The organism is Janthinobacterium sp. AD80 (assembly GCF_002878455.1).
GTDB lineage: Bacteria > Pseudomonadota > Gammaproteobacteria > Burkholderiales > Burkholderiaceae_D > Janthinobacterium.
Window position 1 is genome coordinate 1 of the sequence record NZ_NRDQ01000191.1, and the last position, 13,730, is coordinate 13,730.

A 13,730-nucleotide genomic window follows, 5' to 3' on the forward strand; every position below is an offset into this window, starting at 1 on the left:
GTCAAGGCCATGTACGCGCTGGAAGCGGCCATCGCCAAGCTGGGCCTGGAACACTCACTGCTCGAACTGGTCCGTCTGCGCGCTTCGCAAATCAATGGCTGCGCGTTCTGCGTGGACATGCACACGGCCGATGCGCGCAAGGCGGGCGAAACGGAGCGCCGCCTGTACGCCGTGTCCGTCTGGCGCGAAACGCCATTCTTCACGGCGCGCGAGCGTGCCGTGCTGGCCTGGACTGAAGCGCTGACCCTGTTGCCGCAAAGCCAGGCGCCGGATGACGTGTACGCGGCGCTGGCGGCCGAACTGACGCCGGCCGAAATGGTCAACGTGAGCCTGGCCATCGGCAGCATCAATACCTGGAACCGCCTGGCCGTGGGTTTCCGCAAGATGCCGGAATAAACTCTGTGTTCGTTCGCGAACAGACAGTGTGATGGCCCCTGGGTAGTCTGACAAGACGATTGATCAGCAAGGAGCAGCCATGCAAGTAGATATCGGGGAAGGCGCGGAAAAGACGCCGGGTCAGCAGGAAGAAGCGCTGGAAGAAGCGCGCCGCGAGTTCATCGCCGAACTGTGGCGGCGCTTTGAAGCGCTGCAGGAATGGGCCGTCAGCCACTGGCCCGACCAGGAACACCCGCTCAGTTCCGCCGACTTCGTCGAAGCGCGCAAGGAGATTCTGAGTTTGCGTTCGCCAGCCGGTTCCCTGAACCAGCCTGCGCAAAACAATGAAGCCGAGCCGGAGCAGGGCGGAGCGCAGTATGTGGACGTGACGCCAGCGCCTTGGCCGTAGGTCGGATTAGGCCCGAAGGGCCGTAATCCGACAACATGGTTGGCAGGTACAGTCGGATTACGCTTCAGCCTTGCCTTGCGCAAACACCCAGCAAATCAAGCTCACCAGCAGTCCCGCCATCACGCCATAAGCCAGGTTCAGGGCGCTGTCGAACAGCAGTGGCGCCAGCAGGCCCGAGACGAGGGCGAACAGCAGCATCTGGATGAACGATTGCATCGACGAGGCCAGGCCGCTGTTGTTGGGGAAGTGGTTCAGCGCCATCAAGGTCATCGGCGGCATGGCGATCGACAGGGCGAACGAGTAGAAGAACAGGGGCAGCACGGCCCATGGCACTTCGGCCGCAAAGAAGTAGTTGTAGCCGATATTGGCGGCGGCGGCCACCAGCATCAGGATAAAACCGGCCCAGATCATCTGGCGCTGGCTGTAGCGGTGCGCGACTTTCGCCGACAGCGCCGAGCCGATCACCATGCCGCTGATCAGCGGAATGAACAGCCAGGCGAACGCCGTTTCCGGCAAGTGCAGGATGTTGATGATGAAGTAGGCGGCCGAACCGATGTACAGGGCGAAGCCGCCAAAGGCGGCGCCGATGGCCGTCGACAGCAGCAGGAACTGCCGGTGGCACAGCACTTTCCAGTAGTTGACGGCGATATCGCCCAGGTGGAAGGCGTGGCGCTGTTCCTTCGGCAGGCTTTCCGGCAAGGCGCGCCAGACGACGACGAACATCAGCACCCCGAACGCCGTCAGGAACCAGAAGATCCAGCGCCAGCCCAGGCCCACTTGCAGCCAGCCGCCCAGCACTGGCGCGATGGCCGGCGCCAGGGCGAAGACCATCATGATATGCGAGAGGATTTTCTGCGCGGCGGCGCCCGAATAGCGGTCCTGCACGATGGCACGGCCGATCACGGAGCCGGCGCCCGCCGACAATCCCTGCAGCACGCGCCAGGCCAGCAGCCAGCCCAGCGACGGCGCCAGCGCGGCGCCCACGGAGGCGATCACGTACAGCACCAGCGAGACGAGAATCACGGGACGGCGGCCGAACGAGTCGGACAGGGTGCCGTAAAACAGCATCATGAAGGCGAAGGTGAACAGGAAAAAGCTCAGGGTCTGCTGCACCAGCAGGGGGCTGGCATTGAAGTCGTGCACGATGGCGGGGAAAGACGGCAGATACGTGTCAATTGCAAGCGGTCCGACCATCGCCAGGCCCGCCAAAATCCATGTTAATAATTTAGTCATGTTGAAGAGTGTTTTTGTTAGTCCGTCATTTTACGCTAGTGGCTGGAATCGGGTCTGGCGCCGGCGCTGTCCGCACTGCATATGCGTTTTTCGCATATGCAATCTTGAAATCCTTCGTTTGAATCGCCGCGCGTGCCCGCTAAGCTGGGGCGACCCGGCCTGTTCGCCGTTTTTTGGAAGTGACATACCATGCACAGCATTTATCCCGCGGCGCCCGCCGAGGAGTCGGTCCAGTGGAACCTGGGACCCGTGATCCAGGCGCTGCGCAGCTCGCGCGAAGACAAGCACAAGATCCGCCATAACGGCAGGGTACGCGAACTGCCGTCGCGCGAGGCCTTGACCACCATCGTCAACGGCCTGTCGGCGGCGCTGTTCCCCACGCATTACGGTCGGCCCAACCTGACCGATGAAAGCATCGATTATTTTGTTGGCGATACCCTCAATACCACCCTGAACCGCCTCAGCGAACAGGTGCGGCGCGGTTTGCTGTTCTCGGTACCGGCCGGCGATGAGGAGGCGGGCGCCAGCGACGACGCGGCCCTGGCGCAGCAGGCGCGCGACATCACGCGCGCGTTCGCCGCCAGCCTGCCCGCTATCCGCGCGCTGCTGGTGTCGGACGTGCAGGCCGCCTACGCTGGCGATCCGGCCGCCACCTCGGTGGCCGAGATCATGCTGTGCTACCCGGGCACCATCGCCATCCTGTACCACCGGCTGGCGCACCAGTTGCATGCGCTGGGCGCGCCGTTCCTGGCGCGCCTGATCGCCGACATCGCGCACACCCTGACGGGCATCGACATCCATCCGGGCGCGCGCATCGGCGCCTCGTTCTTCATCGACCATGGCACCGGCGTAGTGATTGGCGAGACGGCCATCATTGGCCAGCGGGTGCGCCTGTACCAAGCCGTGACCCTGGGCGCCAAGCGCTTCCCGGCCGATGCAAGCGGGGCGCTGATCAAGGGCACGCCACGCCACCCCATCGTCGAAGAGACGTGGTGATCTACGCGGGCGCGACCGTGCTGGGGCGCATCACCATCGGCGCGGGTTCGACCATCGGGGGGAATGTGTGGCTGACGCAGAGCGTGCCGCCTGAGAGTAATGTATCGCAGGCGCAGATGCGCAACGATTAGGTGCGGCGGAAGGGGCTTGACCCAAGAGGTAGTGCTGGGGTCAGACCCGGCGGGGGAATGCGCCCCAAAGGGCGGATTCCGATCGCGAAGCGACTGACCCCACGGTTTTACTTCACCGTCAGCGCTTCATAGCGCGCCACGGGCACGCCATCTTTCAATAGCAGCAGTTCCTGGTCGGCGTAGCGGTAGCCATTGACTTCGCCCAGGGTGGTCAGCAGTTCGCGCTCGAGGTCCATGTCCTGCGGCTGGCACATCATCATGGTGCCGGCCAGCTGCGAGAAACCCAGGGTGCTGACGCCATCGCTGGTGTAGCCGCCCATCATCTGGTTGCAGCCGCTATGGCCACTGGCGCGGCCTTCGGCCAGCAGCAGCGTCACTTCGCGCTGCTCCGGCGCCTTGCGCACGACTTTCTTGCCCTTCAATTCCTTCAGCTTCCACTGCGTGTCCGTCAGCTTCGGTGCCGGCTTGGCGGGCGAGGTGGCGCCTGGCGCGGCGGCGGCCGCATCGGAACGCACGGGTGTTTGCGCGCAGCCGGCCGTGATGGCGACGATGGCCGCAAGGGGAATCAGTTTGGCAATATTGAACATGGCATTTCCTTGTTGAAGTGATAGCCCCCAGAGTAGCAGATACGGCGCGCGGCAGCGTGCACGCTTGGCGTGGTCGGTTTGCCGCTACTCCTGCCTTTCCTGCTCCAGGCGCGCGTCGAGCAAAGTGCGCGCCGCTGCCACGTAGGCGCGGCAGGCTTGCGGGTCGATAAACGCCTCGCTGCCTGCCGTGGCGCTGGCTTCCAGCCGCTCCCACAGTTGCGACGCTTCCGGGTGGGCCGAGATCAATACGTCGCAGGGCAGCTTTTCCAGCGTCTCGAAGCTGTGGCGCAAATCCGCCAGCGCGTTCGGATATTCGCTGCTGGCGCTGAACTTGAAGCCGGGCCGCGAGACGGCATTGAGGCTGTCCGCATACACCATGTTCAGGCAGCGGGGGCCGTCGCACGATTGCCAGGTCCAGCTCAGGCCCCCGGGCGTATGGCCCGGCGTGGCGTGCGCCGTCAGCGCTATGGGGCCGACATTGAACTGGCTGCCGTCGCGCGCCAGACGCATGTCTTTCACGGGCGGGTACTTTGGCAGCGCGTGGTATTGCGGATCGTCCGGTCCCACTTCGCCCGACGCCAGGTCCAGCGCGGCCGACGGGCTGGCGGCCACCAGCGCATTGCTGCGCCGCTGCAGCTCGGCCAGGCCGCCCGCATGGTCGATATGGCCATGCGAATTGAGTATCAGCTTGACGTCCTCGATGCGAAAACCCAGCGCGCCGATATTGGCGATGATCTTTTGCGCCGATTCCGGCAAGCCGCCATCGATCAGCACATGGCCTTGCGGCGACGTGACGAGCACCGAACTGAGACCCTTTACGCCCACATAATAGGTGTTGCCGAAGATGCGGAACGGCGTCTGGTCGGCGTTCCAGGCGGCGCAGACTTCGCAGTCCGGCGTGGGCGGCGTGGCAGGCGCTTGCGCCAGCGCCAGGCAGGCATGGCCTGCCAGCAGCAGTGACAGGGCGGGGGCCAGCGCGCGTGGGGGTATGAGGGGCATTGCAGTCCTTTCCGTGTTGCCAAGGTGGCGTATGCTGACACGGAACGTGGCGCGACGCAAACGTCACAAGGATGCGGGCGGCGCGCCGGCAGTGTCCTTGTACACCACTTCGATCAGGGTATCGTCCGCATAGCGGGTGTCGCCCATCGGTGCCTGGAAGGACGTGCCGCCATTTTTTACCTGCAGCGCGACGCGGCGCTCGCCATCGAGCAGGGTGGCGCTGGCGATGGCCGGATCGCTGTACGTGCCCATCTTGAGCGCGTCGGCCGAGCACCAGTCGGTGGTGCGCAGCATGGTGGCGACCATCGTGCGTATCCAGAACGGCATCTCTTTCTTGGCAATCGCGATGCTGACCTGGCATTGCAGGCGCAGGTCGCCCAGGCGGCGCATGCCGGGCGGCACATCGTCGCTGTGGACGCTGGCCTGCCAGCGGAACTGGTCCTTTTTCTTGTTGGTGAGCAGGTCCGCATTGTCGCTGTCGGCTTGCGCGCTGCGGGGCAGCACGAAGCTGCCATTGGCCGCCAGGGGCACGCTGATCGCGGTGGCGTTGCCGGCGATGCGCAAGGCCAGGTCCTGCATGGCGTCCGCCGGGGCGTCGGGGCCGGGAATCAGCTGGAAGCGCACTTCGCGGGCCTTGGGCGCCAGTGCATGGTAGTCGTCAAAGGCATCGAGACCAGCCGCCATCACGCGGTAGGATTTGAGTTCCGTGTTGCGGACGCTGTTGACGTGGCCGGACTGGCTGGCGTTGGAAGGCGCGTCGGCGTGCGCGTCAACCTGCACGCTGGCCGGCATGCCGGTTTGTGATTCGGCTTGTGCCGTGGCGTCATTGGCCTGCAGCAGGCCCGCCACCAGGACGGCGAGGAACAGCGGAGCAGGAAACTTGAGTGTCGAACTAGGGTGATGCACGTGGCCGCCTGTGTATTTTTAACACGGCAAGCTAACATGAATGACAAGGCTTGTCACTGACGCCAGCGCGCCAGCGCGCAAGTGTCAGATTGCGTGCGCCGCGTGCAGTTCGGCGAGGATGGCAGCCTTCAAGCCTGCTTGCGCGGCCGGTGTGCGCGAGCGGGGACGCGGCGACGTCACGTCGTAGTGAGCGCGCGGCGGCCCGGCGCGCGTGTCGAGCATGACGATGCGGTCGCTCAGGTACAGCGCTTCGTCGATATCGTGCGTGACCAGCAGCACGCTCAAGCCGTGGCGCGCGGCGACGCTCGCCAGCAAGTCCTGCAGCTTCATGCGCGTAAAAGCGTCGACGGCGGAAAACGGTTCATCGAGCAGCAGGATGCGCGGCTGGCCAAACAGGCCGCGGGCAATCGCCGCGCGCTGCGCCTGGCCGCCAGACAGCTGCTTGGGCAGGCTGTGCGCAAGGCCGTGCAGGCCCACTTCCTGCAGCAGCTGCGCGACCCGGGGATCATGTTCGCCCCTGGCACCGAGGCCAAAGGCGATGTTCTGCGCCACCGTCAGCCAGGGAAACAGACGCGGCTCCTGGAAGATCAGGCCGATGTCCGCCTGCACTCCGGCGTGCGCGCCGGCCAGCGGCTTGCCGCCCAGGCGCAGGGTGCCGCGAAAGTCCGTATCCAGACCGGCCACGATGGACAGCAGGCTGCTCTTGCCGCAGCCGCTGGCGCCGATCAGGCTGACAATCTCGCCCTGGCGCAGCTGCAACGTCAGATTCTGCAGCACGCGTCGGGCGCCATAGGATTTTTCGTGGATGGCAATGTCGAGCAGGGCAGTCATGCGGCGCCTTTCAGGAATGGGTGTAGTTGTCGCGCCAGGCGAGCAAGCGGGTTTCCAGGCGCAGCATCAGGCTGTCGCTGGCCTTGCCCAGCACGGCCAGCAGCACGATGGCGGCCAGCACGATGTCGGCGCGGCTGGTTTCGCGTCCGTCACTGAGCAGATAACCGAGACCCTGGCTGGCGGCGATCAGCTCGGCCGCCACCATGAACATCCAGGCCAGGCTCAAGCCATTGCGCAGCCCTGTGAAGATGGCCGGCAGCGCGGCCGGCAACAGCACGCGCCGGGCCAGTGCGGCACGGCTCAGGCGGTACATGCGCGCCGCGTCGATCAGCTTGCGGTCGACATCGCGGATGCCGGACGCCACGCCCATATAGACGGGGAAGAAGGCGCCAATGCCGATCAAGACCAGCTTGGGCGCTTCGTCGATACCTAGCCATAACAGCAGCAGGGGCACCCAGGCCAGCGAGGGAATCGCGCGCAGGGCCTGGAACGTGGGGTCGAGCAGCGCCTCGGCCTTGCTGTTCAAGCCCACGGCCGCCCCCAGCACGATGGCCAGCAGGGCGCCGCCCGTAAAGCCGATGGCCACGCGCACCGTACTGGCCAGCACATGGCCGGCCAGGCCCTGGTGCGCCAGCGCGGCGATGGTGGCGGCGATGTCGCTGGGCGCGGGCAGCAGGTTGGCGGGAATGGCGCCCGTGCGCACGCCAAGTTCCGCCGCGATCAAGACCAGCGCGGGCAATAGCAGCCCCCATGCCGCGCGTGGCAGGCGGGGAAAATGCGGCTTGCGCTGCCCGCCGGCGTGGCTCGATTGCGTCGGCGCGGTGAGGGTGTCCCTGGCCATGGTCGCTTATGCCTTGGCGATGTAGGGCTGGGCGAAGCGTGTGTCGACCAGGTCCGCGATGGCGCGATGCAGGTCGGCGCCCGGCTTGACCAGCGCTTCATCGACGAGGATGGGCGCGGCTACCAGCAAGGCTTTCACATGTTCGGTCGACGGCTGCGGATTGCTGAAGTCGCTACGCAGTTTTACCTGCAGCAGCGCCACAGGCAGGCTGACCTTGGCTTCTTCCGAGAGGATTTTCGCCGCCTCGGCCGGATGGGCGCGTATCCAGGTCCTTGCCCGTTCATAGGCCTGTATTACCTTGCCCACTTCGGCCGGACGGCTGGCCAGGAAGTCCTCGCGCACGTTCAGGAAGCCATAGGTGTTGAAGGCCACGTTGCGGTAGATCAGGCGCGAACCGGCCTCCAGTTCGCTGGCGGCCATGTGCGGATCGAGGCCGGCCCATGCATCGACCTTGCCTTGCTCCAGCGCCGCGCGGCCATCGGCGTGCTGCAGGCTGACGTGCTCGATGTCGCCGCGTTTCAGGCCTGCCGTCTTGAGTGCGCGCAGCAGGAACAGATACGGGTCGGTGCCCTTGGTGGCGGCCACCTTCTTGCCTTTCAAATCGGCGAGACTGCGGATGGGGCTATCCTTGCGCACCACCAGCGCCGTCCACTCGGGACGCGAAAAAATATACGGCGCGCGGACAGGGTTGCCGTTGGCGCGCGCCAGCAGGGCGGCCAGGCCGGCGCTCGAACCGATGTCGATGCTGTTGGCGTTCAGGTATTCAAGCGCGCGGTTGCTGCCAGCGCTGAGTACCCACTTGATGCTGGTGCCGTCAGGCTTGAAGGCTTCTTCCAGCCAGCCGAAACGGCGCAGCACCAGGCTGGCCGGTGAATAATAGGCGTAGTCGAGGCGCAGCTCCTTCAGCGGCGCCGGTGTGGCCGCGCGGGTGATGCCGGGCAAGGCGCTGATGGCGGTGCCGCTGGCGGCCAGTTGCAAGATGGTTCTGCGTTTCATGGTGTCCTTGAATGGGGAATTGGATATGTCAGGCCGCTGCCAGGGCGTCGGCGGCGGGCGCGATGCTGACCAGGCGTCCCGCGTGATCGGCAGGCAGGCGCGGTCCGTGGCCGAAGACCTTGTGGCGCAGGCTGCCTTCCACATAGTGCGTGCGGTAGCGGCCGCGTCGCTGCAGTTCCGGCACGATGTAGGCGACCACGTCGGCCATGCTGTCGTGGGCCACGGCAAAGGCCAGGTTGAAACCGTCGATGCCCGTTTCATCGAGCCAGCTTTCCAGCTGGTCGGCCACCTGGCGCGCATCACCGACGATGACGGGACCGCGCCCGCCCAGGCCGATGTATTCGGCTGCTTCGCGCACCGTCCATTTCCGCTCAGGGTCGGCCTGGCTGAACGAGGCCAGCGCCGAACGGCCGGCCGGGGAATCGATGTAATCGATGGTGGCGTCGAGCGGGTAGCGGCTGAAATCGACGCCCGTCCACCCCGACAGCAGCACCAGCGCCGCCTCGATGTTCACATGGCGCAGGTAGTCGGCGTGTTTGGCGCGCGCTTCTTCTTCCGTGGCGCCCGTGATGACCAGCGCCTGCGCGTAGATCAGCAGCGCGTCGCCATCACGCCCGCCTTGCCGCACGGCGGCGCGCAGTTCGTCCGCATAGCGTTTCACCACCGTCTTGCTGGGGCCACTGACAAAGGTGGCTTCCGCGTGGCGCGCCGCGAAGCGCGTGCCGCGCGGCGAGGTACCCGCCTGGTACAGCAGCGGCGTGCGCTGCGGCGACGGCTCGCACAAATGGATGCCGGGCACCTGGTAGTGGCGCCCGGCATGGTTGATCGGATGCACCTTGGCCGGATCGGCATAGATGCCGCGCGCCTTGTCGTTGACGACGGCGTCGTCGTCCCAGCTTTTTTCCCACAGCTTGTAGACGACATCAAGGTATTCGTCGGCCAGGTCGTAGCGTTCGTCGTGGCCCAACTGCTGGCGCAAGCCCAGGTTGCGCGCCGCGCTGTCTAAATAGCCGGTGACGATATTCCAGCCGATGCGCCCGCCTGTCAGGTGATCGAGCGTGGAGATGCGCCGCGCGAACGTGTACGGGTGTTCATAGGTGAGGGCGCAGGTGACGCCGAAACCCAGGTGCGTGGTCGCCTGCGCCATGATGGGCACGAGGGCCAGCGGATCGTTCAGCGGCACCTGCACGCCGTGTTGCAGCGCCGCATCCAGGCTGCCGCGGTAGACGTCATACACGCCCAGCACGTCGGCCAGGAACACCGCGTCGAACAGGCCCGCTTCCAGGAGCCGCGCCAGTTCCGTCCAGTGTCCGGGATCGGTATAGCGGTGGCTGCGGTCGCGCGCATGCGTCCACAGCCCCGGCGACTGGTGGCCCACCGTGTTCATCTCGAAGGCATTGAAGCGTATTGTCTTTGCCATGGCTTATTTGGTCACCGAGTTGGCCGCCGTCTGCAACGCTTGCTGGTAGTCGGGTTTCGAATAGCCGGCAAAGTGTTTATTCGTGATGTCGAGGAATTCGCGTGAGCGGTAGGCGGCCGCCAGGTCCTTGGCGAACTGCTTGTCCTTGTCGGCCGCGCGGATGGCCACCAGGTTGATGTAGTTGGGCGAGATTTTCTCGGCCACCAGCGCGTCCGTGAGTTTCAATCCCGACGCCAGCGCGTAATTACCGTTGATGAAGGAGTAGTCGGTGTCGCCCAGGGAACGTGGCAATTGCGCGGCCTCCAGCGGCAGCAGCCTGATTTTTTTCGTGTTGACGGCGATATCCTTTTCCGACGCGCGCACGGGATCAAAACTGGCGCGCAGCTTGATCCAGCCCAGCTGGTCGAGCAGCACCAGCGCGCGCGCCTGGTTGGTCGGGTCGTTCGGCAAGCCCACCGTCGTGCCTTCCTTCACAGCGTCCAGGGTCTTGTGCTTCTTGCTGTAGATGGCGATCGGCGCCGTGGGGATCGTGATCAGGTCCGTCAGCGCCAGCTTGTGCTCTTGCGCGAATTTTTTCAAATAGACGATGTGCTGGAAGACGTTGGCATCGAGCGACCCTTCGGCCAGCGCGAAGTTCGGCTGGATGTAGTCATTGAATTCCACCAGCTTGACCTTGTAGCCCTGCTTTTCCAGGATGGGCTTGATTCCCAGCTTGATCTGGTCCGCATACGGCCCGGCGCTGGTGCCGATGGTGATGTCTTTCGGGTCCTTGGCGTGGACGAAACCGCTGGCCAGGGCGAGTGACAGGACGGTGAGGAGGATGCTGCGGCGGGCGATGGTCATGGTGGCTCCTTGGTGGGTGAATCAGGAATACGCCGTCGGCTCGGGCACCGTGCCGGTCAAGGCAAAGCGTCCCAGGTCGCGCAGTTTGTAGTCGATGGGGTCGTGCAGGGTATGCACGCGCACGTTGCGCCAAAAGCGGTCGTAGCCATACTGGGCCGAGGTGGAACGGGCGCCCGTCAGTTCGAACATCTGGCTGCTGATCTCCAGTCCCGCCTTGTGCGCCAGGCACTTGGCTTCGGCCACGGAGACGGCCAGCAAGCCACGTTCATGGGCTGTCACCAGCGGACCCTTGCGGAACACGCTTTCCAGTTCCTGCGCCGCCGCGTCGGCCAGCGCCTGCGCGGGGCGCAGCAAGAGCCACAGCTGGCCATAGCGGTGCTGTACCAGCGGGTCGTCCGTGGCCTGCGCCACGCCAGAGGCGAACCAGGCTTTCGCATGCTCGGCCGTATAAGTGCGTGCCGCCTCGAACGCGCCTTCGGCGATACCCAGATACAGGTTGCTCATGATCAGCTGGGCGATCTGCGAGCGCACGGTGGCTTGCGGCGTGGCCGCTTGCGCGGGCGCCTGCAGTACCAGTTCGCGCGGCAGGACGACACCCTGGAAATGCACGTTGCCGCTGTCCGTCTGGCGCTGGCCGAAGGCATCCCAGTCCGCCTGCACGCGCACGCCATCCTGGCGCGTGGGCAGGGCGGCAATCAGCGCCGTCTGCGTGGGCGCGTGCCAGGCGGAGACGGTCAGCCAGTCGGAACCGACCGAGCCTGAGGAAAAACTCTTGATGCCATCGAGGATATAGCCGTCTTCGCTATCGGTGGCCGTGACTCTCTTGTCGAGCGGGTTCAGGGCATTGCCCCAGAACAGGCGCTCGTCGACGGTGAGGGAAAGCAGGCGGCGCTGCTGCTGCGCGCTGCCATACAGCTGCAGGCCGGCCAGCTGCAAATGGTGGAAACCGAAGACATGCGCCAGCGCACTGTCGGCGCGCGCCAGGATGCGGATCACCTGGTAGACGAGGGGCCAGGAAGCGCCCTGGCCGCCGAATTCCACGGGAATCGACAGGGTCAGCAGGCCCGATTCGCGCAGCCATTCGCGCTCCTGCGCCGCGTGGCCGCCGGCCTGGTCGCGGGCATTGGCCGTTTCGGCCAGGCGCGCGGCCAGCCTGGTGGCGACGTGGATGGCGTCCTGCAGTGGCTCGGGTGGCGGAGCCTGGAGGCGGGCGGTGTGCAAAAAAGCGCTAGACATGGGTGACATTCCGTTAAGGCGATGCTGCCGATAGTGCACCGCCAGCTGCGCGCCGTACACGAAGAAAACCGCGCATGCATATGCGAAAAAAGCCGCGCGGCTGAAGGTGCGATGGCCTACGGGGCGTCAGGCCTGGATAGTCAAAAAACGCATATCGAAGCGCGAAAGCATTCGTTTTACACGCCCGCTGATGGCGATAGGCTGCAAGCATCCGAGTCGCCAATTCACACCAATTTCAACCATCACGCACAGGACGGGCATCACATGAGCATCTTGTTATTGGGCGGTAGCCCGCAACTCCCATCGAGTTCCAGCCGCTTGCTGCTGCATATCGGCGAACAGCTGGCGCTGCAGGGCCACAGCTATGCCAAGCTGCATGTGCGCGACCTGCCGGCGCGTGCCTTGCTGCAGGCCGACCATGACGACGTGGCGATTGCCCACGCCGTGCGCGCCGTGGCCGAGGCGGATGCCATCGTGATCGCCACGCCCATCTACAAGGCCTCGTATACGGGTTTGCTGAAAGCCTTCCTCGACCTGCTGCCGCAAGACGGCCTGGCCGGCAAGCTGGTGCTGCCGCTGGCCACGGGCGGCGGCCACGCGCATACCCTGGCGCTCGACTATGCGCTGCGTCCCGTGCTGCATGCGCTGGGCGCCAAGCAGGTATTTACCAGCATCTACGCCAATGCGCAGCAGCTGGCCTGGCACGAAGAGCATGGCCTGAGCCTGGATGCGACTATCGCCGCGCGCGTGCAGGCCGGCATCGACGACGTGTCGTCCGGCCTGTTCCTGCTGCAGGGACGGCCTCCGTCCGCGCCAGCCGATATCGCCGTGCCCCTGCGTTCGCTGCAAGAGCAGCCTTACGCTCCCCAGTTTCAAGCCGCCTGATTACTCACTGACCAAAGGAAGCACCATGACACATCGCCACGCACAACGCCTCTCGCGCCGTACCACCCTGGGATTGCTGTTTGCCGCCGCTGCCGGCGTGATGGTGGCCGGCATGCCGGTGGCGGCGCAGGCGCAAGCCAAGGGCGAGGTGCAGGTGCAGGTGCGTATTGGCTACCAGAAATACGGCACCCTGACCTTGTTGAAGGGACGCGGCACCCTGGAAAAACGCCTGGCCGAGCAGGGCGTGGGCGTGAAATGGACGGAGTTCCCGGCCGGCCCCGTGCTGCTGGAAGGCCTGAACGTGGGCAGCATCGATTTCGGCACCGTGGGCGAGGCGCCGCCGATCTTCGCCCAGGCGGCCGGCGCCAACCTGGTCTACGTGGGCAATGAGCCGGCGTCGCCGGCCAGCGAAGCCATCGTCGTGCCCAAGGGCTCTAGCCTGCGCACCCTGGCCGACTTGAAGGGCAAGAAGATTGCGCTGAACAAGGGTTCGAACGTGCACTACCTGTTGTTGAAGGCGCTGGAAAAGGCCGGTATCTCGTATGCCGACATCCAGCCCGTATTCCTGCCGCCTGCCGATGCGCGCGCCGCTTTCGAGCGGGGCAGCGTGGACGCCTGGGCCATCTGGGACCCATTCCTGGCGGCCGCCGAAAAGCAGCTGGGCGCGCGCGTGCTGGCCGATGGCAAGGGCCTGGTGGCGAACTACCAGTTTTATCTGGCGTCGCGCACCTACGCGGAAAAAAATCCCGAGATCCTGCGCATCGTGCTCGATGAAGTGGCCAAGGTCGATGACTGGGGCCGCAACAACCCGGAAGAGGTGGCGACGATCTTGTCGGCGCAGACGGGGCTGGGCAAGGATGTCGTGGCGCTGGCCGCTTCGCGCTATGCGTATGGCGTGAAACCCGTGTCGATCGACGTCATCGCCTCGCAGCAAAAGGTGGCGGACGCATTTTCCAGCCTGAAGCTGATCCCGAAACCCATCGTTGTCAAGGACGCGCTGCTGCCGGCGCGCCAGCTGGCCACCAGCGCAAAATAAGGAAAA

The 13,730-nt window shown here is 65.2% G+C and carries 14 protein-coding genes and 1 pseudogene; 5 read left to right on the top strand and 10 right to left on the bottom strand.

Annotated features, from left to right (window positions below):
* Positions 1-396: carboxymuconolactone decarboxylase family protein (locus tag JaAD80_RS25985; protein ID WP_258003187.1), on the top strand; the 396-nt coding region annotated here is incomplete at its 5' end.
* Positions 397-475: 79 nt separating this feature from the next.
* Positions 476-784 carry a hypothetical protein gene (locus JaAD80_RS25990; protein ID WP_102298870.1) on the top strand — a complete coding sequence of 103 codons (309 nt, stop codon included), beginning with the start codon at positions 476-478 and terminating at the stop codon, positions 782-784.
* Positions 785-841: 57 nt separating this feature from the next.
* Here the strand turns inward: JaAD80_RS25990 and JaAD80_RS25995 are convergent, their stop codons facing one another.
* Positions 842-2,017, bottom strand: coding sequence for a multidrug effflux MFS transporter (locus JaAD80_RS25995; protein WP_102298872.1), 1,176 nt, complete (start codon positions 2,015-2,017; stop codon positions 842-844).
* Between the two features lie 189 nt (positions 2,018-2,206).
* Here JaAD80_RS25995 and epsC point away from each other — a divergent pair.
* Positions 2,207-3,144 (top strand): annotated as a pseudogene (epsC, locus tag JaAD80_RS26000) (serine O-acetyltransferase EpsC).
* 107 nt (positions 3,145-3,251) lie between these two features.
* Here the strand turns inward: epsC and JaAD80_RS26005 are convergent.
* From JaAD80_RS26005 to JaAD80_RS26045, 9 genes are all read right to left on the bottom strand, one after another.
* Positions 3,252-3,731, bottom strand: a complete 480-nt coding sequence (locus tag JaAD80_RS26005) for an META domain-containing protein (protein WP_102298874.1) — start codon at positions 3,729-3,731, stop codon at positions 3,252-3,254.
* An 84-nt stretch (positions 3,732-3,815) separates the two neighbouring features.
* Positions 3,816-4,730 (bottom strand): subclass B3 metallo-beta-lactamase, encoded by a 915-nt coding sequence (gene bla, locus JaAD80_RS26010; protein WP_102298876.1) that lies wholly within the window; start codon positions 4,728-4,730, stop codon positions 3,816-3,818.
* Positions 4,731-4,793: 63 nt separating this feature from the next.
* Positions 4,794-5,636 carry a hypothetical protein gene (locus tag JaAD80_RS26015; protein ID WP_146012544.1) on the bottom strand — a complete coding sequence of 281 codons (843 nt, stop codon included), beginning with the start codon at positions 5,634-5,636 and terminating at the stop codon, positions 4,794-4,796.
* A gap of 84 nt (positions 5,637-5,720) precedes the next feature.
* Positions 5,721-6,467, bottom strand: a complete 747-nt coding sequence (locus tag JaAD80_RS26020) for an ABC transporter ATP-binding protein (RefSeq protein ID WP_102298880.1) — start codon at positions 6,465-6,467, stop codon at positions 5,721-5,723.
* Positions 6,468-6,477: 10 nt separating this feature from the next.
* Positions 6,478-7,308 carry an ABC transporter permease gene (locus tag JaAD80_RS26025; protein WP_102298882.1) on the bottom strand — a complete coding sequence of 277 codons (831 nt, stop codon included), beginning with the start codon at positions 7,306-7,308 and terminating at the stop codon, positions 6,478-6,480.
* A gap of 6 nt (positions 7,309-7,314) precedes the next feature.
* Positions 7,315-8,304, bottom strand: a complete 990-nt coding sequence (locus JaAD80_RS26030) for an aliphatic sulfonate ABC transporter substrate-binding protein (protein WP_102298884.1) — start codon at positions 8,302-8,304, stop codon at positions 7,315-7,317.
* A gap of 28 nt (positions 8,305-8,332) precedes the next feature.
* A complete protein-coding gene (locus JaAD80_RS26035) occupies positions 8,333-9,724 on the bottom strand; it encodes an LLM class flavin-dependent oxidoreductase (RefSeq protein WP_102298886.1) in 1,392 nt (463 codons plus the stop codon).
* 3 nt (positions 9,725-9,727) lie between these two features.
* A complete protein-coding gene (locus tag JaAD80_RS26040) occupies positions 9,728-10,567 on the bottom strand; it encodes a MetQ/NlpA family ABC transporter substrate-binding protein (RefSeq protein WP_102298888.1) in 840 nt (279 codons plus the stop codon).
* A 21-nt stretch (positions 10,568-10,588) separates the two neighbouring features.
* The gene (locus JaAD80_RS26045) at positions 10,589-11,803 is read right to left on the bottom strand and encodes an acyl-CoA dehydrogenase family protein (RefSeq protein WP_102298890.1); all 1,215 of its coding nucleotides are present in this window, start codon (positions 11,801-11,803) and stop codon (positions 10,589-10,591) included.
* 264 nt (positions 11,804-12,067) lie between these two features.
* Between JaAD80_RS26045 and ssuE the strand changes: the two genes are divergently transcribed.
* On the top strand, positions 12,068-12,688 hold the full coding sequence (ssuE, locus tag JaAD80_RS26050) for an NADPH-dependent FMN reductase (RefSeq protein ID WP_102298926.1): 621 nt from the start codon (positions 12,068-12,070) through the stop codon (positions 12,686-12,688).
* Between the two features lie 25 nt (positions 12,689-12,713).
* Complete coding sequence (locus tag JaAD80_RS26055) at positions 12,714-13,724, top strand: sulfonate ABC transporter substrate-binding protein (protein ID WP_180979597.1); 1,011 nt, start codon at positions 12,714-12,716, stop codon at positions 13,722-13,724.
* Positions 13,725-13,730: the final 6 nt, after the last annotated feature.

Excerpts from the sequence above, each read along its gene's own strand:
- JaAD80_RS26005 (WP_102298874.1), bottom strand. The coding sequence starts at position 3,731 with ATGTTCAATATTGCCAAACTGATTCCCCTTGCGGCCATCGTCGCCATC.
- JaAD80_RS25990 (WP_102298870.1), top strand. The coding sequence starts at position 476 with ATGCAAGTAGATATCGGGGAAGGCGCGGAAAAGACGCCGGGTCAGCAG.
- JaAD80_RS26035 (WP_102298886.1), bottom strand. The coding sequence starts at position 9,724 with ATGGCAAAGACAATACGCTTCAATGCCTTCGAGATGAACACGGTGGGC.
- bla (WP_102298876.1), bottom strand. The coding sequence starts at position 4,730 with ATGCCCCTCATACCCCCACGCGCGCTGGCCCCCGCCCTGTCACTGCTG.
- JaAD80_RS26020 (WP_102298880.1), bottom strand. The coding sequence starts at position 6,467 with ATGACTGCCCTGCTCGACATTGCCATCCACGAAAAATCCTATGGCGCC.
- ssuE (WP_102298926.1), top strand. The coding sequence starts at position 12,068 with ATGAGCATCTTGTTATTGGGCGGTAGCCCGCAACTCCCATCGAGTTCC.
- JaAD80_RS26040 (WP_102298888.1), bottom strand. The coding sequence starts at position 10,567 with ATGACCATCGCCCGCCGCAGCATCCTCCTCACCGTCCTGTCACTCGCC.
- JaAD80_RS25995 (WP_102298872.1), bottom strand. The coding sequence starts at position 2,017 with ATGACTAAATTATTAACATGGATTTTGGCGGGCCTGGCGATGGTCGGA.
- JaAD80_RS26055 (WP_180979597.1), top strand. The coding sequence starts at position 12,714 with ATGACACATCGCCACGCACAACGCCTCTCGCGCCGTACCACCCTGGGA.
- JaAD80_RS26045 (WP_102298890.1), bottom strand. The coding sequence starts at position 11,803 with ATGTCTAGCGCTTTTTTGCACACCGCCCGCCTCCAGGCTCCGCCACCC.
- JaAD80_RS26025 (WP_102298882.1), bottom strand. The coding sequence starts at position 7,308 with ATGGCCAGGGACACCCTCACCGCGCCGACGCAATCGAGCCACGCCGGC.
- JaAD80_RS26030 (WP_102298884.1), bottom strand. The coding sequence starts at position 8,304 with ATGAAACGCAGAACCATCTTGCAACTGGCCGCCAGCGGCACCGCCATC.